We start from the raw sequence: 23,849 nt of genomic DNA on the forward strand, positions 1-23,849 counted from the left end.
ATTTTCCTCCCTGTGTTGAAATTTATCTGAAAAGGTTTTATAACAAATAAAGAAGTTCAACAGTAATTATGTTGAACTTCTTTATTTGTTCACTCATTATCAACTCGTTTTAACGGTTGATCTGCTGGACCTTCAAGAACGTCTCCTTCAATTGAAAAACGAGAACCATGGCAAGGACAATCCCAGGTACAATCACCATTATTCCATTCAACTTCACAGCCGAGATGTGTACAAGTTGTATCGACGATATGTAATTTTCCTTCTTTGTCCTTATAAGCACCTGCTCGTTTACCGTTAACATGTACGACAGATCCTTCACCAACTTCGAGATCTTCTGGCTTACGTAATGCGGTTTCGATCTTTCCTTCAATTAAATGTTTCGCAACATCAATGTTCTGGGAGAGGAACGTTTTTATATCTGGATTTGCATGGAAGCGTGATGGTGCATACAGTTCTTTATAGGGACTGTGGACTTTTAGGATGGAGTCCTTCAGTAGCTGAGCGGCAGCAGTTCCAGTTGTCATTCCCCATTTGCGATATCCAGTTGCAACAAATATATTTGGATTTCTTTCGTTAATATGTCCGATATAAGGAAGCTTATCTAGAGTGATTAAATCTTGTGCTGACCATCTATAAGGAACCTCGTCTATTCCAAAAGTTGCTTCAGCAAAAGAATAGAGTGCTTCATAATGAAGCATCGTATTTATTCCTTGTCCTGTTTTATGACTTTCTCCGCCAATTAAAATTAATTTCTCTCCATTGTTTGTTATATAGCGTAAGGAGCGCTTTGGATCATCAATACTTAAATACATGCCACCTGGATAATCTGTTTTGGCTTTTATTGCAAGAGCGTAGGAGCGTTCTGCGTACATTCGCGTAAAGAAAAAGCTATTCGCATCATAAAAAGGAAAATGTGAACAAGAGACAACATATTCACAAGTGATATGATGGCCCTCTTTTGTAATTATTTGTGGATAATCTCCCTTTTCCACATCCATAGCTGTTGTTTGTTCGTAGACCTTTCCACCCATCTCCACAAACTTTTCTAAAAGTGTTTTTAAATAAAGAAGGGGATGGAATTGTGCTTGATTTTTCATGACAAGTGCAGATTGTACTGGAATAGGAATCGATAGAGATTGAACATAATCACAAGGTATATTTAATTTTTGATAAGCTTCATATTCTTTCGATAAATTTCTTAATCCGTTATCAGTAGTTGTATATAAATATGAATCTTCATTTGAGAAATTACAGTCGATTTTATATGTTTGAACAGTTTCGTTTATGAATTGTAGAGCCTGATTATTTGATTCATAGTAAAGCCCGGCCTTTTCTACACCGAAGTGATTTATTAATTCATCATAAATAAGATCATGTTGTGCTGTTACTTTCGCTGTTGTATGCCCAGTCGTCCCGTTTAAAATACGACCAGAATCAATTAAAACAACATCGATGCCTTCTTTTGCAAGTAAATAGGCAGTAGTAATACCTGTAATACCAGCACCGATAATAGCAACTTTCGCCTTTATATTTTCGGATAAACGAGGGAAAGTAGGAAACTGAGTAGATTCAATCCAATAAGATAGCGGCAGTTGTGGAAATGTATCACTTGTCATTGCTGAAACCTCCTGATTTTAGAACAATTTTCCTTTTAATATTTCCATATTATATGAAATTCATGTGTGTTGTTTTAGAAGAAGTCTATTTTTATTAAAAGAGGTTATAAATTATTTTGATATAATTAATTAGGTGGGGCATTATGAAGAAGTAGGATTTATATAAAACTAAATTCAAGTGATTCTGTTTGTTGATTACATAGAGATTTATTGAATGAGATAGGGTCTATGGCGTTTAAGAAAATGTCTATAGATAGTGGATAAATCCTTATGTAATATATACATTTTCTTTAGTGAAATAAAGTATGATTATAAAAATATAACCAACTTTTATTACTAGGTCATAAAAGTTGTTGACAATATAGAAATTCTATTGTTATGATTCATCATGTGGAAAGGTTGATAGAGAGTAAAAAGAGAAATGTTTTTCATTGATAATAAAAGCGAAAAATAAGTGACGATAGAGTGAGTATATTTTCCTTATAATACATGCTTTTTGGATCATTTAGTAAAATCAATCTGGAAGCAAGAATTGATATATGTAAGTTGCGCAAGGCGCGGCATAAGAAAGGGGCAAAAGGATGAAGGAGCTTCATACATTTGGGTGGTATGCAGCACGTGTATCACCACATTTGCCGAAAAAAGCATTTAAACCAGTGCCTACTCGTTTATTTGGTGGATTGGCTTATTTGCTTGTGGCATTGTCGGGATTAATATCGATTGGTGTATTTGAATTGAATGTGTGGGCGAATCTAGGAATTGCGATTGTTCTTGGATTATGTTTTGCTTCACTAGGATTTTTAGGGCATGAAATTTTACATGGAACTGTTGTAAGAAAGGCATGGCTTCGTGACTTCTTAGGAGCGATTGCATTTATGCCATTATCAACAGGGCCAAAGCTTTGGAGAAAGTGGCATAATGCAACGCATCATGTTCATACACAGCATGAAGAGAATGATCCGGATGCATGGCCGACACTTGAGAAACTTAAGAAGAGTAAGTTTTTGAGTTGGGTATATCGTATGCCTCTACATGTACGTTCATTCTTTAGTTTTCTGTCACTAACAATTCAATTTACATTGCATTCGACTCGAATGTTCTTTCATTTTATAAAAGAGTTCAAGTCATCCAATCAAAAATCTGTATGGCTTCAACTTCTTTTGCCTTGGACAGTTTGGATTAGTTTATTGTTTATTATGGGACCTGGAAAATGGTTATTTGCATATGTCATTCCGTTGTTAATTGCTAACTTTATTGTAATGGCATATATCGCAACAAATCACCGCTTAAATCCAATTGTTCCAGTAAATGATCCGTTAGCAAACTGCTTATCAGTAACAGTGCCGCGCTGGGTAGACGTTTTGCATTTCAATTTCTCATATCATACAGAACATCATCTGTTCCCTGCTATGAGCTCTAAATACTATCCGTTAGTAAAAGAGAAGATTAAAGAAATGTGGCCGGAACGTTATCACGAAATGCCGATGACAAAAGCATTGGCAGCACTTTGGAATACACCACGTGTGTATTATCACGGAAGTGAATTAGTTGATCCGCATAGAGAGCATTTCTACGGTTCTTTAGGAAATGGCTTAGACCCTCATAATATTTCATATCGTGAGGAACATATAGAAGAAAAAGAGAGTATTAAAAAAATAAATCAGTAAAAATTAATATATTTTTGCAGTGAAAAAGCAAGCCATCTCAGGCTTGCTTTTTCTTATAAAGAAACTTCCTTTTTGTTCTTTTTATTGACTTGGAAGGAGTTAGTTTCTTTTCGTTGTAATCGTTTTTCTAAAAGATTAACAAAATAAGTAAATAGAAGAACAAGTACGAGATAGTATGCACCAACGATTATGTAAGTATCTAATTGTTGGAAGTTACCTGCTGCAATTGATAAACCCGATCCCCATAATTCGGACATTCCTACATAAGCAACAAGTGAAGAATCTTTTAATCCGATAATAAATTGGTTTCCTAGAGGAGGAAGAGACAGACGAAATGCTTGTGGTAATATAATTCGTCGCATAGCTAAAGGATAAGGCATGCCTAAAGAGCGAGCTGCTTCTAATTGTCCTCGGTCAACGGATTGAATAGATCCACGGAAAATTTCCGTAATATATGCACCGTTATGAATTGCTAAAGCGATTGCTCCTGCCCAAAAAGGGGTGAAAACAACAACAGATGTAATTCCAAAATAGAGAATGGCAATTTGAACAATTAAAGGTGTACCACGAATAATAGCAATGTAGACATGAGCGATACTATTTAAAACTTTATTGTTAGAGATTCGAAAGAAAGCGAATAATAATCCAATTAATGAACCGAGTACTAGGGAAGTTAATGTTAATTGTAATGTGACAATAGTAGCTTTTAAGAGTGTGGGATAGGAAGAGATAAAAATTTCAAACATGCGTTTCACCTCATATTGTATAGATTTTAGTAGAGAATGAAATGCCCCGCATAAAATGAACACTTAATCAGTGGGGCACTGTTTATGAATCTTTTGAATGGCTAACTTACTTACTTCGTTTTTTCCTCTTCACCAAGAATATTACGTCCGAACCATTTTTTACTGATCTTATCATACGTACCATCTTTAATGATTTCATCTAACGCTTTATTTACTTTCTCAACCATTTCTTTATTATCTTTGCGAATAGCAATTCCCATTTCATCAAGATTTAATGGTTTTCCGGCTTCTTTTATATTCGATTTTCCTTCTTTTATCATACGTAGACCAACCATTTGATCCGTAATTACTGCGTCAACACGCCCAGGCTCTAAATCCATAAGAGCAGTAATATCACTGTCATATTCTGTGATTTGATCTGTATATTTTGCAACAAGATTTTTAAAGGTACTAGCTTTTACAACACCAATTTTCTTACCTTTTAAATCTTCTGGAGAAGAGATAGCGGTATTCTTTTTAGCTACAAAAATTTGGGCGCCAGAGCGATAGTACGGATTTGAGAAACTAACAGCTTTTAAGCGCTCCTCTGTAATTGCCATACTACCCAGTATTACATCATATTTCTTCGCTTGAAGACCTTGAATTAGCGTTTCCCATGGGTTTGTAACTGGCGTAGCCTTCATGTTCATCTTTTTAGCAAGAGCTTCACCGATTTCTACATCAAAACCGACAAGTTTGCCGTCATTTTCTTTATAGTTAAAAGGTTTGTATAATCCACTCATCGCATAGCGAAATTCTTTTTCACCATTTGATGAAGTAGTAGAACTTTCTTTGCTACAAGCTCCTAGTATGAAGGATGTACATAGTGTAATGCTCGCAACAATGGTTAATAGTTTTCTTTTCATAAAACCCCTCCTATATATTGATCATACGGATGTTTTTCAGTATGTTATTGAAATATTTTATTTGGATGATTAGTTGTGCACCGTATGAATGTATTCCTTTTCGTTTGAAACAGAAGTTACATTATAAAACGTTACGTAAAAATTGTTTTGCTCGTTCATGTGATGGAGCTGAAAAGAATTGTGCTGGCGGAGCATCTTCTACAATCTTTCCATCGTCCATAAAGATGACGCGATCAGCTACATCTTTTGCGAAATTCATTTCATGAGTAACAATAACCATTGTCATCCCTTCTTCAGCAAGTTCTTTCATAACTTGCAATACTTCTCCAACAAGTTCAGGGTCTAAAGCTGAGGTAGGCTCATCAAATAGCATAATCTTAGGGCTCATTGCAAGAGCTCGTGCAATGGCAATGCGCTGTTTTTGACCACCTGAAAGAAGATGAGGAGTTACATCCGCTTTATCTTGAAGGCCGACTTTTTGGAGAAGTTGATTTCCAATATCCTGTGCATTTGCTTTCTCTAATTTTTTTACATGAATAGGTGCTTCTATGATGTTTTCTAGTGAGGTCATATGAGGAAAGAGGTTAAAGTGCTGAAAAACCATACCGACATTTTCACGGACTTTATTTAAATTTGAATGCTTTGGATCAATTCGCTCACCTTGTAAGTGAATTTCGCCTTCATCGTACATTTCTAAAAAGTTAAGACAGCGAAGTAATGTACTTTTACCAGAACCACTGGCACCAATTAAAACAACAACTTCTTTTTCTTTTACTTCTAAATCAATTCCTTTTAACACATCAAGTGAACCGAATGATTTTACTAGATTTCGAACTTGAATCATACAAAACCCCCAGTTAAAAATATATTTTACAAATGTTGCCCCGTATTTCTGTTATTAGTCATAAATTGTCAGAATCCTTTATTTTTTTCGTGCAATTTGATATTCAAAGAAATAATGATTTTTAAAATCTCTATATCCTTCTATAATGAAAATATGGATAATAATATATAGGTAGTATTTATATTGCTTATAAAAAGGGGGAAAGGGAAGATGGAAAAAGAAAGAAAAACATTTTCTTTTGGATTACGTACACAACTTATGCTATTCACTACAGTTTTAGCTTTTATTACATATTCAACAAGTATATTTTTTATTTACGTGATATACGATTATTTTCAAAGTTATGTAAGTCAAACTGTATATAATATTATCGTTATGTTATTAGGGGTAGTATGGTCTGGAATTTTAGCATATGGAGCAGCCGTATTTTTAATTAAACCACTTCGCAAGTTAGAGGAAGCGGCAAGAAAAGCAGCTGAGGGTGATATTCGTGAAGATGTTCCATTACCGAAGACAGATGATGAAATTAAATCTTTAAGTGTTGCATTTAATATGATGTTAGGAAACTTAAGGGGCATGGTAAAAAATATTGATACAACATTTTCTTATACAAACAATCAAGTACAGCAGATTAGAAAACAAACAGGAGAAGCAACGAGACAAGCGCAAGGTGTATCTGAGACTCTTGCAGAGATTTCTTCAGGCGCTGAGCAATCAGCAGCATCAATTCAAGCAATTGTTTCTGCTGTTGATACAACGACGTCTATTGCAAGTGAAGTAGAAGAAAAAGCGAAGCAGTCTGATACGTTGTCTTCAGAAATGGTTCAAGCTTTAGGGCATAGTACTCGTGTCTTTACGTCTTTAATTCAAGGTATTCAAACATTGGCAAAAGAAAATGAAGATTCAATGCAAAATGTACAGAAGTTAGAAGAACGAATGAAACAAGTAGAACATATTGTGTCTGTTGTGAGTGCGATTGCTAGCCAAACGAATTTATTAGCACTAAATGCTTCTATTGAGGCAGCTCGCGCAGGAGAGCATGGAAGAGGTTTTGCGGTTGTTGCGGAAGAAGTACGTAAACTTGCTGATGAAAGTGATCATTCTGCAAGAAACATATCTCAGTTATTACGGAATATGCAAGATGAAGTACAACAAGTTGCAATGAAAATGACAGAACAAGTGAAAATAGCTAAAGAAGAGGCGAAACGTGGGGAAGCTACGGAATTAATTTTAAAAGAAATGTCATCAAGTGTTATGGAAGTAGCCGATGCAACTCAGCAAATTAGTAGTTATATGAATGAACAAGTGAGCCACATTCATCAAACAGGAGCACAAACAAAAGCTGTAGCAGCAATTGCTGAAGAAACGTCAGCTGGTTCGCAAGAAGTGGCGCGTGTGACGCTACAACAGTCTAAAAATATGATAGTAATCGATCAATTATTAAAAGATTTAGAGAAGCAAGCAACTGATTTGAAACAAACAATTGAACGATTTTCAATGTAAAAGGAAGAACAGAATGCTGTTCTTCTCTTTTTTATTTAGTTTGATTTAATATTTACAGTTAAACTATGAACGTTTCCGCAACATTCTTTTCTCTCCCTTTCGGATGAAAATTATAGCGAGCTATAATATTAAAAGGGGTGTCTTTTATGAAAAAAGAAAAAAGACAACGGTTAATTAAACAATTTGTAAAGGAGTATGAAATAGATAAGCAAGAAAGATTAGTAGAATTGTTAGCAAAAAAAGATGTATTAGTAACACAAGCTACGGTTTCTCGCGATATTCGTGAGTTAAACTTAACGAAGGTACCTTCTCAAGAAGGATTAATGATATATAAAGTTTTCTCAGAAGAGCATTTACAAACTGATATAAAGTTAAAGAAAAAATTACGAGAAGTTGTTGTGAAAATTGATTGTGTAGATCAATTAATGGTTATTAAAACATTACCTGGTAATGCACATGTTATTGGTGTTTTATTTGATGAGTTAGATTGGAAAGAAAAAATAGGATGTATATGTGGAAATGATACATGCCTTATAATTTCACAGTCGAAATCAGATAGGGAGATTATAGAAGAAAGATTAAATTTAATTATTTAGATGTAAAAATCCTGTTTTTAATAAAATTAAAAACAGGATTTTTGTTTAAATACGGAAGTTGAATATTCAACATATATGCGTAATATATGTGTTTTTTATTGAAAAAGCGAGAGAGTTTGTTATAAAAATACAAATTCGTATGATTTTAAAAAAATAACTTGTTTAATATTTCACAATGATAATGTGGATGCTTTCACAAAGATGAAAGTGCAGAGCATTTATTATGTACTTGTAAGACATCAAACATATTTAAAAGGAGGTACAACAAATGAAACATCCGATACATGTTACTTCAGAAATTGGGGAATTACAAACGGTTTTATTAAAACGACCGGGTAAAGAAGTGGAAAACTTGACGCCAGATTATTTGCAGCAATTATTATTTGATGATATTCCATACTTACCAATTATTCAAAAAGAGCATGATTATTTTGCACAAACGTTACGCAATCGGGGTGTTGAAGTTCTTTATTTAGAAAAACTAGCCGCTGAGGCGTTAGTAGATAAAAAACTTCGAGAAGAATTTGTTGATCGTATTTTAAAAGAAGGACAGGCTGACGTAAATGTTGCACATCAAACTTTAAAAGAATATTTACTTTCCTTTTCAAATGAAGAATTAATTCAAAAAATTATGGGCGGTGTACGGAAAAACGAAATTGAAACAAGTAAGAAGACACATTTATATGAATTAATGGAAGATCATTATCCGTTTTACTTAGATCCAATGCCTAATTTATATTTTACTCGTGATCCAGCAGCTAGCGTGGGCGATGGCTTAACGATAAATAAGATGAGAGAACCAGCGCGTAGACGTGAATCATTATTCATGGAGTACATCATTAAATATCACCCAAGATTTGCAAAACATAATGTACCAATCTGGTTAGATCGTGATTATAAATTTCCAATTGAAGGTGGCGACGAGCTAATTTTAAATGAAGAAACAATTGCGATTGGAGTGTCTGCTCGTACTTCAGCTAAAGCAATTGAACGTTTAGCTAAAAATCTCTTTAGCCGACAAAATAAAATTAAGAAAGTGTTAGCAATAGAAATTCCAAAATGCCGAGCATTTATGCATTTAGATACAGTATTTACAATGGTTGATTATGACAAGTTTACAATTCATCCAGCCATTCAAGGGCCAAAAGGGAATATGAATATTTATATTTTAGAAAAAGGATCAGATGAGGAAACTCTTAAAATTACACATCGTACTTCTTTAATGGAAGCATTAAAAGAGGTATTAGGCTTAAGTGAATTAGTTCTTATTCCATGTGGAGGAGGAGATGTAATTGCTTCTGCTCGTGAACAATGGAATGATGGCTCGAACACATTAGCAATCGCACCAGGTGTAGTTGTTACATATGATCGCAACTATGTATCCAATACGTTATTACGGGAGCACGGTATAGAAGTAATTGAAGTGCTAAGTTCGGAATTATCTCGTGGTCGTGGGGGTCCACGTTGCATGAGTATGCCAATTGTTCGTAAAGATATTTAGTATAAATAACGGAGAAAGTAGGGATGAAGTATGTTAATGACTAGACCAAATTTAAAAGGAAGAAGCTTTCTAGCAGAAAAAGATTTTACACAAGAAGAATTGTTATATTTTCTAGATTTGGCAGCAGAATTAAAAGAGAAAAAGAAAAATGGTATCCCGCATCATTATTTAGAAGATAAGAATGTAGCGCTCTTATTTGAAAAAACCTCCACTCGTACGCGCTGTGCATTTACAGTAGCAAGTACAGATTTAGGGGCGAATCCTGAATATTTAGGGAAAGGTGATATTCAGCTTGGGAAAAAAGAATCCGTAGAGGATACAGCAAAAGTGTTAGGGCGTATGTTTGACGGAATTGAGTTTCGTGGATTTAATCATGAGACTGTAGAATCTTTAGCACAAAATTCTGGTGTGCCAGTTTGGAATGGATTAACAGACATGTGGCATCCAACACAAACACTAGCAGATTTATTAACAATTAGAGAACATGTAGGGAAGTTGAAAAATGTGAAGCTCGTTTACGTTGGAGATGGACGAAATAATGTTGCTAATAGCTTACTAGTTGGTGGAGCAATCGTTGGAATGGATGTACGTATTTGCACACCAGAATCTTTATGGCCTGCACAAGAAGTAATTGATTTAGCAAAAAAATATAATGAACAGGTAATGATAACAAGTAATGTGGAAGAAGCTGTTGCGAATGCAGATGTAATTTATACAGATGTATGGGTGTCTATGGGGGAAGAAGAAAAATTTGCTGAACGTGTCGAGTTATTGAGACCTTATCAAGTAAATATGAAAATGATTAAAGAAACAGGGAATGAAAACGTGATTTTCTTACATTGTTTACCTGCATTTCATGATGTTGAAACGATGTATGGCGAAGAAGTTTACGAGAAATATGGGTTGAAAGAAATGGAGGTAACTGACGAAGTATTCCGCAGTAAACATTCAAAAGTATTTGATCAAGCTGAAAATAGAATGCATACAATTAAAGCGGTTATGGCAGCTACTTTAGGAAACATGGAGTAAAGAAGAAAGGGAGTCTTCCTTTCTTCTTTCTCCTCCTTTAGACACTATCATTCACTATTGCTTTTGTATTGTTATTGCAATTAAAGAGAGGTGAGTGGAATGGGTGAAGATAAGAAATTAGGGTTGTTTACACTAACGGCTCTTGTAGTTGGGTCTATGATTGGCGGTGGAGCCTTTAATTTAGCGAGTGATATGGCAAAAGGTGCTGGTGCTGGAGCCATTATTATTGGCTGGGTTATAACAGGAATTGGGATGATTGCACTTGGATTATCTTTTCAAAATCTAACTGTAAAACGGCCAGATTTAGATGGTGGTATTTTTAGCTATGCAAAAGCAGGATTTGGTAATTTTATGGGATTTAATAGTGCGTGGGGATACTGGCTATCTGCTTGGCTTGGGAATGTAGCTTACGGTACATTATTATTTTCTTCATTAGGATATTTCTTCCCGATCTTTGAAGGCGGTCAAAATGTAGAATCCATTATTGGTGCAAGCGTATTATTGTGGTGTGTTCACATGTTAATTTTACGTGGAGTTCAATCAGCAGCACTTGTGAATTTAGTAACTACAATCGCAAAATTAGTACCTGTATTTGTATTTATTGTCATAGGAATCTTCGCGTTTCATATTGATACATTCTTAGATGGATTTTGGGGGCAAACTGGTTCTTTTTCATGGGGAGCAGTTGGCAGCCAAGTTAAAAGTACAATGCTTGTAACTCTATGGGTATTTATTGGGGTAGAAGGGGCGGTTGTTTTATCCAGTCGAGCAAAAAATAGAAGTGATGTAGGGAAAGCAACGGTTATTGGCTTAATTGGTACACTCATCATTTACATTTTAATCACATTATTGTCTCTTGGACTTATGCAGCAAGCAGATATTGCTGGTTTGAAAAATCCAGCTATGGCTTATTTATTTGAAAGTGTTGTTGGAAAATGGGGTGCTATCTTTATAAATTTAGGTTTGGTCATCTCTGTATTAGGTGCTTGGTTAGGTTGGACTTTGCTCGCTTCTGAAATTCCATATTTAGCGGCTAAAGATGGAGTATTTCCAAAATGGTTCGCAAAAGAAAATAAAAATAAGGCTCCAGTAAATTCATTATGGATAACAAATGGTTTAATTCAAATATTCTTGTTAACATTCGTCGTTTCTGATCAGGCGTATAACTTTGCATTCTCTTTAGCATCTTCAGCCATTTTAATTCCATATGCTTTTTCAGCATTTTATCAACTGAAGCATAGCTTAAAATCTGAAGAAGTAGATCGAAATAAAAATATAATAATTGGTTTGATAGCAAGTATTTATGGTGTGTGGTTAGTTTATGCAGCTGGTTTAGAGTATTTATTATTAACAATGACTTTATATGCGCCAGGTATTTTTATTTTTTACAATGTTCAAAAGCAAAAGAGTTCGAAGCAAATATTTACTCGAGTGGAATTAGCATCATCCGTAGCAATTGGTGCTTTAGCATTCTTTGCGATTTATGGATTAATTACAGGCAGTATTACTTTATAAAGCGCTGTGAAAGCGAAATGAACTGGAGGGCTGAAATATGGCACGAAGAAAAATTGTAGTTGCACTAGGGGGAAATGCGATACAGTCTGGAGAAGCTACTGCGGGAGCGCAGCAAGAAGCGTTGGAAAAAACGGCGGAACAACTTGTGAAAATAATGGAAAATGATGTGGATATAGTAATTGCGCATGGAAATGGCCCACAAGTGGGGAATATTTTATTACAGCAAAAAGCTGCAGAAACGGAAAAGACACCTGCAATGCCATTAGATACTTGTGGGGCAATGAGCCAAGGGATGATTGGATATTGGATGGAAAATGCGATTGAAAAGGCATTAAAAAAACGGAATATACAAAAAGATGTAGCAACGGTTATAACGCGCGTTGTTGTGGACAAAAAAGATGAGGCATTTAAAAATCCAACTAAACCAATTGGTCCTTTTTATACAGAAGAAGAGGCCAGAAGATTAATGGATGAAACAAAAGCAGTGTTTAAAGAAGATGCTGGTAGAGGATGGAGACGTGTTGTTCCATCACCGAAGCCTGTAAGTATTCATGAACATAAAGTGATTAATTCTTTGGTGGAAGATGGAAACATAGTGATAGCTGTTGGCGGGGGTGGAATTCCAGTAATTGATTCCGAAGAAGGGTTAAAAGGAACTGAAGCGGTTATCGATAAAGATTTCGCTGCGCAGAAATTAGCAGAATTAGTAGATGCCGATACGCTCGTTATTTTAACTGCAGTTGATCATGTGTATGTAAATTATAATCAATCGAATCAAAAAAAATTAGAGCATGTCACAGTGAATCAATTAGAAGAATATATTGAAGAACAACAATTTGCTGCGGGAAGCATGCTTCCAAAAATTGAAGCTGCTATTAATTTTGTTAATACAAATCCAAAAAGAAAAACAATTATTACGTCTTTAGAAAAAGTATATGAAGCACTAGAAGAAAAAGCTGGTACTATTATTTCAAAACAGAATGTATGCATGTATGTTTAAATTATTATGTACGCTACTTAGTAGTAAAAAAAAGAATGAGGTTAATAACTTCATTCTTTTTATTTATTAATATTTTTTGTACTCATTGTTCATAAAGTTTTCATGATGAAATCTGAATATATAAGTTAATTATGATAAAATTCAAATTGAATACGCTTTCTTGATTTTTCGCTCCAACATACAGCAAGAGAGAGGGAATTTTATGAATAGACGGAACGTAGTGAAAGACTTAAAGCAGTTCGAATTATTTGCTCATTTAACAGAAAAAAAATTGAAAGGCTTAACAGAGTTTGTTTATTGGCGAACTTATAAAAAAGGTCAATTTTTATTTTTAGAAGGGGATTCAAGGGAAAGAATTTACTTCATGTTAGATGGTTTTGTAAAGTTAGAGCGGGTTAATCAAAATGGGAACTTATTATACGATGACTATGTAAAGCGGTATTCTATTTTTCCTTATGGTGGTATGTTTACAGACAGAGGATATAACTATACAGCAGAAGCAATGACGGATGTGGAGGTATATTATATTCCAACGGTAATCTTTGAAGATATGGTAAAATCCAGCAGAACGCAATTGATGTACGTTGTTCAGCAATTATCATCTATATTAAAATTGAATGAAAATCGAGTGCAAAATATTACAATTCCTAATGCACAAGATCGTGTTATCCAAACGTTAAATTATTTAATGCAGGATTTAGGAGAACAGAGTGGGGAAAAGATTGTAATTTCATGTCCACTTACAACAATTGAAATATCCAAAATATCTGGAACATCTCGAGAGACAGTTAGCAGCGTATTAAAACAATTAAAAAATGATAGCATTGTTACAATTTTAGATAAAAAAATTACAATACACAATCCAACATATTTTGAAGAAATCTCAATGTGAAAATTGTATATTGATTTTTTAATTCATAATGTATATTAATAAGGTTCTTTATATATTTATAAGGAACTTTTTTACGTTATCCTCTATAAAAAGATTGTATAGTATGGTAATAATAGCTAAAATCGATAATAAAAAACAAAGTGAAGGGGAGAAAGAATGATTCGTATTGAGTATGATCGATTAGTAGCTATTTGTTACAGTATAGGGGTTTTGTTATTATTAAAAATTCCAAATGATAATGAATTAATTGGGGAAAAACTATTCAATGTCTATAAGGTTCCGATACATACGTATGTTTATATGGATTATAAAGTCTCAAATATATTGATTGTTTCTTTCATACTACATGTAATTGCATTTATATTATTTTTAAAATGGCTAGGAAAAAAGGAGTCTAGTACATTTAGAAAAATGAATAAGATAAAAGTAGTAGGCATTAGTATTTTTATTGTAATGATGCCGTTTATTTTAAATACAATCCTCCAGACATTGAATAAAACATGGTACTATGCAGGAAAAACAGGGGTAGAAGCAATAGAATATAAAAAAGAAGATAGCCAGTGTAGAATGGAGAAAAATGGAGATAATATCCAACCGAAGTGCATTGTTACTTTAAAAAATTATCGTAATCATTCACAAGCATTAAAAGTTGTTTTATATGATAATGCAAACGAGAATTCAAAAAGCTATCCAGTACCGAAACCAGTCTATTTACAAAAACATGAGACAAAGCAATTCGAATTTCAAGTTCCTGTTTCTTATAATAGAGGTATGGAAAAAGATAAAGTACCAAATATTAAATTACATTCATTGCATGAAAATGATACGAAATACAATTAATCTGTAAGTAAAAGTTTATGAGTAGGAGCAAGAATTTGAAACGATATAGAAAATCAACTTGAATCATCCAACATACTGTGAGGTAACGGTATATTGGATGATTTTTTTATGTTATCCTCTTTTTCACGTATGAAAAGGAGGAATACTTTGTTGGAAATGAAAAACATCACAAGGATCATACATAGTTTTTACTTTACGCAATCTGTGAAAGTTAGAGCCATAATAACTAGTTTGCCAATTTTTAATGTCGATATCGGGCCAGTTCACATAGTCACCTAGTGTATAAGGATCTAAGCTTTCTCGTAAATCTTTAACCCAGCGTATATTTCGATTTTCTTCATCATCGCATTTCCAAGAGGTAATGTATTCTTGGGCAATAATTGCTTTACGATGAAAATAAGCCGTTTCATTCGGCGAAATATTTTCAACAGCACCTATGAGCGATTGATGCCAAATACTAGCATCTTTATTTGGGGCATGAGAAAGAAAGTATTGCATGAGTTGAATGCCTTTAAGGGGAATAGGTTTATAGACATAGGAACCAGAGCGCTTGAAATTTTCAGGGATGTTACCGCCATTAAAAAATTCGACAGCCTTTATATAAGGAACTTCTTCTATAAAGAGAGAGGGGCTGCCAGTTTCAAGAAGAGGGGATAATAGGGAATGGAGTTCAGAGGGAGAACCGACAAACTCGCCTTGTGCTTCGATTTTATTTCGTTGCTTGGCGAATAATTCGATCGATGAAGTGAGACGTTCATCTATATAAGGTGCCCAGTTTTGCCACGCTTGAAATGCAGCAATAAAGTCTTCCCATTCCCATGTAATTGAGAAAATTGATACATTTTTTACGGGGTGGACTCGAAAAGTTAAGGAAGTGATAATTCCGAAGTTTCCACCACCGCCACCACGGCATGCCCAAAAAAGGTTAGAGTTTTCTTGTTCATTTGCACGAATGGGTTTTGCACCAAATTTTCCACACGCTTGTACCATTTCCACTTCCATTAATTGATCACATGTTAATCCAAATAAGCGTGAAAGCATACCAATACCACCGCCAAGTGCTAATCCAACAATTCCAACGCTTGCACTTGTACCAGCAGGAATTGTAACACCGTAATTCCAAAGTTCTTTATAAACAGTGCCAAGATTTGCACCAGCCTCAATTGTTGCTGTTAATTTCTCTGTATTAACAGTAATGCGATGCATTTCACTCACATCAATAATAAGTCCTCTATTTAAAAGAGAAAAATTTTCATAGCTATGACGTCCACTTCTTAACCGAAATGGTATATGACGTTCACGTGCCCATTTTAAGGCGTTACAGATATCCTTGTTATTTTGACAAAAAACAATAATACAAGGGAGTTTTGGAATACTTAAATTTAAATTCATTCGGGCTACATTGTAGTCAGGATCTGTGGGAACAACGATACGACCTGTTAATTTTGTTTGCTTCAATTTCTTACTCCTTTCCAAAATAATCAGAGCTTTTTATTAATATATGAAAAATGTCTGTAATACGCGTGGACAAGGAGAGGTGGAGAATGAGATTTACCTTTGTGAGAAATAAATAAAGCATAAGAATAAAGAATCTACATAGAGTTCAATGAAAACAGTTGCAAACTGTTCATATTTTGTTATGATAGTGTTACGAAAACGTTTGCATAAAATTCTGATGGGATGCAAAAGGAGAGAAGGACTATGAATAAGACATGGTGGAAAGAAGCAGTTGCTTATCAAATTTATCCACGAAGCTTTATGGATTCAAATGGTGATGGTATTGGAGATTTACAAGGTATTATTGCAAAACTGGATTATTTAAAAGACTTAGGTATAGATGTAATTTGGATTTGTCCAATGTATAAGTCGCCTAATGATGATAATGGTTATGATATTAGTGATTATCAAGATATTATGGATGAGTTTGGTACAATGGCAGACTTTGATGCTTTACTAGATGAAGTTCATAAGCGTGATATGAAGCTTATTATTGATTTAGTTATTAATCATACGAGTGATGAACATCCATGGTTTATTGAATCACGTTCATCTAAAGATAATCTGAAGCGTGATTGGTATATTTGGCATGATGGTAAAGATGGTGCGGAGCCAAACAACTGGGAAAGTATTTTTAATGGTTCGGCATGGGAATATGATGAAGAAACAGAACAATATTATTTACATCTATTCTCACGTAAACAACCAGATTTGAACTGGGAGAATAAAGAAGTTCGCGAAGTACTATATGATACGGTTAATTGGTGGCTTGATAAAGGTATTGATGGTTTCCGCGTTGATGCAATCAGTCATATTAAAAAAGAAGAAGGCTTTAAGGATATGCCAAATCCAAAAGAGTTAAAATATGTGCCATCTTTTGATAAACATATGAATGTGAAAGGTATTCAACCTTTATTAGAAGAGCTAAAAGAAAATACATTCTCTAAGTACGATATTATGACTGTTGGTGAAGCAAATGGCGTTAAGATTGAAGATGCTGAGCTTTGGGTTGGAGAAGAGCAAGGTAAGTTCAATATGGTATTCCAGTTTGAACATTTAAGTTTATGGGATGCAGAGAAGAAGAAAGACCTTGATGTTGTAGGATTGAAAAAAGTATTAACGAAATGGCAAAAAGGATTAGAAAATAAAGGATGGAACGCTTTATATATTGAGAATCACGATAAACCACGTATCGTTTCAACATGGGGAGATGACAAACAATATTGGCGTGAAAGTGCAACAGCTCTAGGGGCGATGTATTTCTTTATGCACGGTACACCGTTTATTTATCAAGGCCAAGAAATTGGTATGACAAATGTTCAGTTACCAAATATTGAAGATTACGATGATGTAGCAATTAAAAATTTATATCGCGAGAAAATTGCAGAGGGCGTACCACATCAAGATATGATGGAGATTATATGGGCTTCTTGCCGCGATAATTCACGTACACCTATGCAGTGGAATGATGAGATGAATGCTGGTTTCACAACAAGTACACCTTGGTTTAGCATGAATCCAAATTACAAAGAAATTAATGTTGAAAAGCAAAAAAATGAAGAAAAGTCTATTTTCAATTTCTATAAGAAAATGATTGCCCTGAAAAAAGAGCACGATGTACTGAACTATGGTACGTACGATTTACTTTTAGAAGACGATCCACAAATTTATGCATATACACGTACGTTACAGGATGAAAAAGTCATTGTAATTAGTAATATCTCAAAAGAGGAAGCTGTGTATAATGAGGGTTCATTTGCACTAGAACGCAAACGTTTGCTTTTAAATAACTATGAAGTTGCGGAACATGAAGAAGTAACAACAATTGCTTTAAAACCTTATGAAACAAGGGTTTATCGCATTTCATAATAAAAAAGGATGCTCTTTGAGCATCTTTTTTTATGAAAAAAAATAAATTTCTATTGCAAAGTGAAAACGCTTTTATTAAAATAGATTTATGAAAACGGTTGCGTAAAGATAAAAATAAAGTAATATAAGGAATCGTTTTCATAAAGGGAACAGAAATTATAATTTAAATCATTATGTTGTTATAAATAAAGGGGAGGAAGAACAGATGAAAATTACGTCTTTTGATTTTTGGCAAAAGTTCGGGAAAGCGTTATTAGTTGTTGTAGCTGTAATGCCAGCAGCCGGTTTAATGATTTCCATCGGTAAGTTAATTGGGATGTCTGCTGGGGATGTTAACGCAGTTCATACAATTGCTCGCGTAATGGAAGACATCGGTTGGGCAATCATTACAAATCTACACATTTTATTCGCAGTAGCAATTGGGGGATCTTGGGCGAAGGATCGTGCAGGCGGTGCATTTGCAGCACTATTAGCATTCGTCTTAACAAACCGAATTACAGGAGCTATATTTGGCGTAAACGCTCAAATGTTAGCGGATTCAAAAGCGACAGTTTCTTCAGTAATAGCAGGAGATTTACTTGTAAAAGATTATTTTACTTCTGTACTTGGTGCACCAGCATTAAACATGGGAGTTTTCGTGGGGATTATCACAGGTTTCTTAGGAGCTAATCTATATAACAAATATTATAACTATAATAAACTGCCACAGGCATTAGCATTCTTTAATGGAAAACGATTTGTGCCATTCGTTGTAATTCTTTGGTCTACAGTTACTGCGATTGTATTATCACTTCTATGGCCATTCATCCAAAGTGGGTTAAATGAATTTGGTCGCTGGATTGCAGCTTCAAAAGATAGTGCACCAGTTGTTGCACCGTTTGTATATGGAACGTTAGAGCGTTTATTATTACCATTTGGTTTACACCATATGTTAACGATTCCGATGAACTATACAGAGCTAGGCGGAACATATACGATGCTAACTGGTTCAAAAGTTGGACAAGTTGTAGCAGGACAAGATCCATTATGGCTTGCATGGATTACAGATTTAAATAATTTATTAGCAAATGGAGATACGAAGGCATATAACGATTTATTAAATAACGTTGTACCAGCTCGTTTCAAAGCTGGACAAGTTATCGGCTCAACAGCAGCGTTAATGGGGATTGCATTTGCGATGTTCCGTAACGTTGATAAAGAAAAGCGTGCAAAATATAAACCAATGTTTTTATCAGCAGCATTAGCAGTATTCTTAACAGGTGTAACAGAACCAATTGAATTCATGTTCATGTTTATTGCTCCAGTATTATATGTTGTATATGCTATTACAACAGGACTTGCATTCGCGCTAGCTGATTTAATTAACTTACGTGTTCATGCATTTGGATTTATTGAGTTAATTACTCGTACACCAATGATGGTTAATGCAGGTTTAACAAGAGACTTAATCAACTTTGTTATTGTTTCATTAGTGTTCTTCGGTCTTAACTTTACACTATTTAATTTCTTAATTAAAAAATTCAATTTACCAACACCAGGGCGTGCAGGTAACTATATTGATAATGAAGATGAGGCATCAGAAGGAACAGGAAATGTACAAGACGGTTCATTAGCAACAAAAGTTATCGATTTATTAGGTGGAAAAGAAAATATTGCTGACGTAGATGCTTGTATGACACGCTTACGTGTAACAGTAAAAGACTTAGATGTTGTTGCACCAGAAGCACAGTGGAAACAAAATGGTGCTTTAGGGCTTATTGTAAAAGATAAAGGTGTACAAGCGGTATATGGTCCGAAAGCTGACGTATTAAAGTCAGACATTCAAGATATGTTAGGTGCGTAATAATATGAAATTGCTAACTTTAAACTGTCATTCTTGGCAAGAAGAGAATCAAATAGAAAAGATACAATACCTTGCTAAAGTAATTCAAGAAGAAGAGTACGATGTCATCGCATTGCAAGAAGTAAGTCAGTCCATACAAGCTGAAAATGTATGCGGTAACAAGAAAGAAGATAATTTTGGACTTTTACTATTAGAAGAGTTAAAAGCGCTACATGTAAAAGATTACAATATTACTTGGGATTTCTCTCATATTGGTTATGACGTGTATGAAGAAGGATTAGCGATTATAACGAAGCATAATATTATAAAAGAAGATACGTTCTTTATTTCAGAAAACGAGGATACAACGTATTGGAAAACGCGTAAAATTGTAAGTACAACACTTGCTTATAATGGTAAGGATGTAACGTTTTACTCTTGCCATCTCGGTTGGTGGAATGATGAAGAAGAGTCATTCAAAGGTCAAGTCGATCGTTTGATGGAGCGTGTAGATAGCAATAAGCTCGCCTTCTTAATGGGAGATTTTAATAACAATGCTCGATTGAAAGGCGAAGGTTATGAGTATATGATGCAAAAAGGGTTGTATGACACATATGAATTAGCAATAGAGAAGGATGAAGGAACGACTGTCCAAGGCGAGATTGCTGGTTGGGATGAAAATAAACATAGTTTGCGAATCGATCTAATATTGTGTAACCAAAGTAAAAAGGTTCATTCTTCAAAAGTTATTTTTAATGGTACAAACAGAAATGTAATTTCAGATCATTTCGGTGTAGAGGTTCAATTGGATATATAATAGAAGAAATCCTCACAGAGAATAAAAGCTGTGAGGATTTTTTTTAGGAATACAAGTATTTCCAAGAGAAAATACTTGTATTTTTTATGACATTTCATATATATTTGTTATTATTGAATGTAAAACCGATTTGGTCATTTTGTATTCATACTTTCACTCACTTCGTTATATAATGAAGTAAGTGAAAGTTAATGGGAAAAAATAGTACGTTTTTGGTTAATACACGATGTAGAAAGTGATATAATTGCAAAATGTATGTATCATTTTCTAAAGAAGGAAAAATATATAATTAGGTGATAACTTCTATGAAACAGATTTGGCGTATTTATAAGACAGATTTACGGAATGTAGCCAAACATTGGGCTGCAATTGTTATTGTTTTAGGATTAATGATTTTACCATCGTTATATGCATGGTTTAACATTAAAGCTTCTTGGGATCCGTATGGAAATACAAAAGAGGTTCCCATTGCAGTTTCTAACCAAGATGCAGGTTCTAATTTAAGAGGGAAAGACATTAATATCGGGAAAGAGATTGTAGACTCCCTTAAGAAAAACAAAAATCTTGGCTGGAAATTTGTAGATGAAAAACAAGCAATTTACGGAGTTGAGCGTGGGGATTATTATGCAAGTATTACGATTCCAAAAGACTTCTCTGAAAAAATTGCAACTGTTCTGGATGAAAATCCGAAAAAACCAGAACTGGATTATTATGTGAATGAAAAAGTAAACGCGATTGCACCGAAGATTACAGCAAAAGGTGCATCAGGTATTACAGAAGAAATTAGTAAAAACTTTGTAAAAACAGCAAACGGTGAGATTTTTAAAATTTTCAATGACCTTGGAATCGATTTAGAAACAAACTTACCAAGTATCGAAAAAGTAAAAGATCTTGTATTTAAGTTAGAAGCGCAGTTCCCAGAAATGAATACACTCATGGATAAGGCGTTAGATGATGCGACTCGAGCAGAAGATATTGTGAAAGTGGCGCAAAAAGATTTACCTGTTGTAGAGAGTGTAATAAATGATGGGCAGGAAGCATTGGCGAATTTAGATAAGTTCTTTGCAAGACAAGATCAAACATTAAAAAACGCTCCAGGAACGATAAGAAATGATTTAGTAGTAGCAAAAGGCGTTATGGATAGTGCAGCTGTATTTACTAACTTTTTAATGAATCCAGGTGTGGATTTAAATATTCCTGATTTCTCTGGAATGAATGGATTACCTGAATTCCCTGCAAGACCGGACCTTTCTAAGTTGAATAATGACGGATATAAAAGTATAGCGCAAAATATTAATCAAACAGTAAATAATGTTTTAAGCTCATCACGTGCAGGAACAGCTTATGGGAAAAGTGTTTTAAATGGATTGCAAAATGGTCAGTTTGATCCAGAACAAGCAAAGAAAGATTTAAATGCAGTATCAAATCAATTGCAAGCTCGTACAGAAGGTATTTCGTATCTTATTAATGTATTTACTGAACTTCAAAACTCAGCGACGACTGATTTTGGAAAAAGCTTTTTCCAAGGGCGAGTGGATCGCCTAACTAAGCTGAAAAGTGGTATGGAAAATGCAAACAACGGTATTAAAGATATTGTAAATGTTATCGGTACAGGACAAGAAGTAAAGAAAGATGTAACAGATGTAGCAAATCAAAAATTAGATGCAGCAAATGCATTAATTGATCAAGCTGAAAAAGATTATAATGAAACGTTTGTAGCAGATTATAAAAAAGCAGTTAGCACAGTAGATCAAGCTAAAGCTAATGCGAATGAAATATACGATAATGCAAAAGCTGATTATGATAAAGCGAAAAATGGTCTAGAAAGTACTAAATCTAGTGTCCAAAAAGCACTAGAGGATGTACAAAACAAAGGTATTAATGGTTTAGAAGGTTCGAAGGAAGCCTTGAAAAGCTTAAATGGCCAATTCCAATCTGGAATCGGTTTAATTGATGATATGATTCCAGTTCTAGAAAGTACAAATAAGGTTTTAGCGGATGTAAATAGTGATAAAAACCTTAATAATGGAATCGCAAAATTAAATAAAGCGAAAAGTAGTCTGCAAAAAGGTGTAGATGCAACGAATAAGGGGATTACACTTCTTAACAATGGACAGAAACCTACAAAAGATGTAATTGAAAGTATTAACAATGCTGCGAAGGGCGGATCAGCTCAATTAACAGATGTATTATCGACGTATGATTCAGAGATTGTACCTAACTTCAATACAGCAATTGCTCGTACAAAAGAGATGTCGAAAAATACAACTCAAATTTTAAACGATGCAGACAAAAAGCTTCCAGATGTTAAAAAGTTACTAGAAGATTCATCAAAAGGCTTGGTAGACGGTAGAAAGAAATTAGTAGACATTAAAGCTGAAATGCCGGAGACTGAGAAAAAGATTAAAGATTTAGCAAATAAAATTCGTGATTTTGAATCTGAAGAGGATTTAAAAGACATCATACGCTTATTGAAAAACGATGTTGAGAAGCAAAGTGATTACTTTGCGAATCCAGTAAATTTAAAAGAAAATAAATTATTTGCGATGCCGAACTACGGTTCAGCGATGTCACCATTCTATACAGTGCTTGCATTATGGGTAGGCGCATTATTAATGGTTTCATTATTAACGGTAGAAGTACACGAAGAGGGCGCGAATTATAAGAGCCATGAAATTTACTTCGGACGTTTATTAACATTCTTAACGATAGGTCTTTCACAAGCGTTTATCGTATCGATGGGAGATATATTCTTACTCGGTACGTACGTAGTCGATAAGTTCTGGTTTGTGTTATTTAGTTTATTTATTGGTGGAGTCTTCGTTTGTATCGTATACTCACTCGTTTCTATTTTCGGAAACGTTGGGAAATCGATGGCGATCATTTTACTTGTACTGCAAGTAGCAGGATCGGGCGGAACATTCCCAATTCAAATGACACCAGCGTTCTTCCAAGCAATTTATCCGTTCTTACCGTTCACGTATGCAATTAGTGCAATTCGTGAAACAGTTGGCGGAATGCTTTGGGATATCGTAACACGAGATTTACTTGTGTTAAGTGTTTTCGTAGTAGTTATGATTGTTGCTGCGTTATTACTGAAAACACCAATTAACAAATCAAGTGAAAAATTTGTTGAGAATGCAAAAGGAAGTAAAATCATTCATTAAGAAAAGGTTCCTACCGAGAGCGG

At 34.4% G+C, this 23,849-nt stretch carries 17 protein-coding genes and 2 pseudogenes; 14 read left to right on the forward strand and 5 right to left on the reverse strand.

The features are described 5' to 3' along the window. Positions 1-89 precede the first annotated feature (89 nt). Positions 90-1,616 carry an FAD-dependent oxidoreductase gene (locus NZ044_RS02295; protein WP_000199973.1) on the reverse strand — a complete coding sequence of 509 codons (1,527 nt, stop codon included), beginning with the start codon at positions 1,614-1,616 and terminating at the stop codon, positions 90-92. Positions 1,617-2,197: 581 nt separating this feature from the next. Here NZ044_RS02295 and NZ044_RS02300 point away from each other — a divergent pair. Beyond that, complete coding sequence (locus NZ044_RS02300; protein WP_000661228.1) at positions 2,198-3,283, forward strand: fatty acid desaturase family protein; 1,086 nt, start codon at positions 2,198-2,200, stop codon at positions 3,281-3,283. Positions 3,284-3,336: 53 nt separating this feature from the next. Here NZ044_RS02300 and NZ044_RS02305 read toward each other — a convergent pair whose 3' ends face one another. The 3 genes from NZ044_RS02305 to NZ044_RS02315 all read right to left on the reverse strand — a co-directional run bounded on the left by NZ044_RS02305 (position 3,337) and on the right by NZ044_RS02315 (position 5,778). Next, a complete protein-coding gene (locus NZ044_RS02305) occupies positions 3,337-4,092 on the reverse strand; it encodes an amino acid ABC transporter permease (protein WP_003255986.1) in 756 nt (251 codons plus the stop codon). Between the two features lie 47 nt (positions 4,093-4,139). Continuing rightward, positions 4,140-4,934 (reverse strand): ABC transporter substrate-binding protein, encoded by a 795-nt coding sequence (locus NZ044_RS02310; RefSeq protein ID WP_000823756.1) that lies wholly within the window; start codon positions 4,932-4,934, stop codon positions 4,140-4,142. A 121-nt stretch (positions 4,935-5,055) separates the two neighbouring features. After that, positions 5,056-5,778 (reverse strand): amino acid ABC transporter ATP-binding protein, encoded by a 723-nt coding sequence (locus NZ044_RS02315; RefSeq protein WP_000616926.1) that lies wholly within the window; start codon positions 5,776-5,778, stop codon positions 5,056-5,058. Positions 5,779-6,153: 375 nt separating this feature from the next. Between NZ044_RS02315 and NZ044_RS30775 the strand changes: the two are divergent. From NZ044_RS30775 to NZ044_RS02355, 9 genes and pseudogenes are all read left to right on the forward strand, one after another. Next, positions 6,154-6,339: pseudogene (locus NZ044_RS30775) on the forward strand (HAMP domain-containing protein); the annotation flags it as partial. 369 nt (positions 6,340-6,708) lie between these two features. Then, positions 6,709-7,281 (forward strand): annotated as a pseudogene (locus NZ044_RS30780) (methyl-accepting chemotaxis protein); the annotation flags it as partial. Positions 7,282-7,427: 146 nt separating this feature from the next. Beyond that, positions 7,428-7,877, forward strand: coding sequence for an arginine repressor (argR, locus tag NZ044_RS02325; protein ID WP_000711826.1), 450 nt, complete (start codon positions 7,428-7,430; stop codon positions 7,875-7,877). A gap of 268 nt (positions 7,878-8,145) precedes the next feature. Further along, positions 8,146-9,378 (forward strand): arginine deiminase, encoded by a 1,233-nt coding sequence (gene arcA, locus NZ044_RS02330; protein ID WP_000682331.1) that lies wholly within the window; start codon positions 8,146-8,148, stop codon positions 9,376-9,378. Between the two features lie 30 nt (positions 9,379-9,408). Beyond that, on the forward strand, positions 9,409-10,407 hold the full coding sequence (gene argF / locus NZ044_RS02335; protein ID WP_000930286.1) for an ornithine carbamoyltransferase: 999 nt from the start codon (positions 9,409-9,411) through the stop codon (positions 10,405-10,407). Between the two features lie 99 nt (positions 10,408-10,506). Next, a complete protein-coding gene (gene arcD, locus NZ044_RS02340) occupies positions 10,507-11,922 on the forward strand; it encodes an arginine-ornithine antiporter (protein ID WP_000503413.1) in 1,416 nt (471 codons plus the stop codon). A gap of 37 nt (positions 11,923-11,959) precedes the next feature. Further along, complete coding sequence (arcC, locus tag NZ044_RS02345) at positions 11,960-12,922, forward strand: carbamate kinase (protein WP_000113954.1); 963 nt, start codon at positions 11,960-11,962, stop codon at positions 12,920-12,922. Between the two features lie 202 nt (positions 12,923-13,124). Further along, a complete protein-coding gene (locus NZ044_RS02350) occupies positions 13,125-13,814 on the forward strand; it encodes a Crp/Fnr family transcriptional regulator (RefSeq protein ID WP_001081906.1) in 690 nt (229 codons plus the stop codon). A 156-nt stretch (positions 13,815-13,970) separates the two neighbouring features. Next, the gene (locus tag NZ044_RS02355) at positions 13,971-14,654 is read left to right on the forward strand and encodes a hypothetical protein (RefSeq protein ID WP_000619191.1); all 684 of its coding nucleotides are present in this window, start codon (positions 13,971-13,973) and stop codon (positions 14,652-14,654) included. A gap of 123 nt (positions 14,655-14,777) precedes the next feature. Here the strand turns inward: NZ044_RS02355 and NZ044_RS02360 are convergent, their stop codons facing one another. Beyond that, on the reverse strand, positions 14,778-16,112 hold the full coding sequence (locus tag NZ044_RS02360; RefSeq protein ID WP_000814907.1) for an FAD-dependent oxidoreductase: 1,335 nt from the start codon (positions 16,110-16,112) through the stop codon (positions 14,778-14,780). Positions 16,113-16,355: 243 nt separating this feature from the next. Here NZ044_RS02360 and NZ044_RS02365 point away from each other — a divergent pair, with 243 nt between their 5' ends. The 4 genes from NZ044_RS02365 (at position 16,356) to NZ044_RS02380 (ending at position 23,826) form a co-directional block, all read left to right on the forward strand. After that, positions 16,356-18,020, forward strand: coding sequence for a glycoside hydrolase family 13 protein (locus NZ044_RS02365; protein WP_098506762.1), 1,665 nt, complete (start codon positions 16,356-16,358; stop codon positions 18,018-18,020). 205 nt (positions 18,021-18,225) lie between these two features. Next, positions 18,226-19,863 (forward strand): PTS transporter subunit IIBC, encoded by a 1,638-nt coding sequence (locus tag NZ044_RS02370; RefSeq protein WP_000705569.1) that lies wholly within the window; start codon positions 18,226-18,228, stop codon positions 19,861-19,863. A 4-nt stretch (positions 19,864-19,867) separates the two neighbouring features. Continuing rightward, positions 19,868-20,659 (forward strand): endonuclease/exonuclease/phosphatase family protein, encoded by a 792-nt coding sequence (locus tag NZ044_RS02375; protein ID WP_000771991.1) that lies wholly within the window; start codon positions 19,868-19,870, stop codon positions 20,657-20,659. A 305-nt stretch (positions 20,660-20,964) separates the two neighbouring features. Next, a complete protein-coding gene (locus NZ044_RS02380) occupies positions 20,965-23,826 on the forward strand; it encodes a YhgE/Pip domain-containing protein (RefSeq protein WP_000810075.1) in 2,862 nt (953 codons plus the stop codon). Positions 23,827-23,849: the final 23 nt, after the last annotated feature.

Origin of the sequence: Bacillus sp. FSL K6-1338 (genome assembly GCF_038006965.1) — a bacterium.
Classification (GTDB): domain Bacteria; phylum Bacillota; class Bacilli; order Bacillales; family Bacillaceae_G; genus Bacillus_A; species Bacillus_A thuringiensis_S.

Coding starts and splice junctions, on each gene's coding strand:
- NZ044_RS02295 (WP_000199973.1), bottom strand. CDS start 1,616: ATGACAAGTGATACATTTCCACAACTGCCGCTATCTTATTGGATTGAA.
- NZ044_RS02300 (WP_000661228.1), top strand. CDS start 2,198: ATGAAGGAGCTTCATACATTTGGGTGGTATGCAGCACGTGTATCACCA.
- NZ044_RS02310 (WP_000823756.1), bottom strand. CDS start 4,934: ATGAAAAGAAAACTATTAACCATTGTTGCGAGCATTACACTATGTACA.
- NZ044_RS02315 (WP_000616926.1), bottom strand. CDS start 5,778: ATGATTCAAGTTCGAAATCTAGTAAAATCATTCGGTTCACTTGATGTG.
- argR (WP_000711826.1), top strand. CDS start 7,428: ATGAAAAAAGAAAAAAGACAACGGTTAATTAAACAATTTGTAAAGGAG.
- arcA (WP_000682331.1), top strand. CDS start 8,146: ATGAAACATCCGATACATGTTACTTCAGAAATTGGGGAATTACAAACG.
- argF (WP_000930286.1), top strand. CDS start 9,409: ATGTTAATGACTAGACCAAATTTAAAAGGAAGAAGCTTTCTAGCAGAA.
- arcD (WP_000503413.1), top strand. CDS start 10,507: ATGGGTGAAGATAAGAAATTAGGGTTGTTTACACTAACGGCTCTTGTA.
- arcC (WP_000113954.1), top strand. CDS start 11,960: ATGGCACGAAGAAAAATTGTAGTTGCACTAGGGGGAAATGCGATACAG.
- NZ044_RS02350 (WP_001081906.1), top strand. CDS start 13,125: ATGAATAGACGGAACGTAGTGAAAGACTTAAAGCAGTTCGAATTATTT.
- NZ044_RS02355 (WP_000619191.1), top strand. CDS start 13,971: ATGATTCGTATTGAGTATGATCGATTAGTAGCTATTTGTTACAGTATA.
- NZ044_RS02365 (WP_098506762.1), top strand. CDS start 16,356: ATGAATAAGACATGGTGGAAAGAAGCAGTTGCTTATCAAATTTATCCA.
- NZ044_RS02370 (WP_000705569.1), top strand. CDS start 18,226: ATGAAAATTACGTCTTTTGATTTTTGGCAAAAGTTCGGGAAAGCGTTA.
- NZ044_RS02375 (WP_000771991.1), top strand. CDS start 19,868: ATGAAATTGCTAACTTTAAACTGTCATTCTTGGCAAGAAGAGAATCAA.
- NZ044_RS02380 (WP_000810075.1), top strand. CDS start 20,965: ATGAAACAGATTTGGCGTATTTATAAGACAGATTTACGGAATGTAGCC.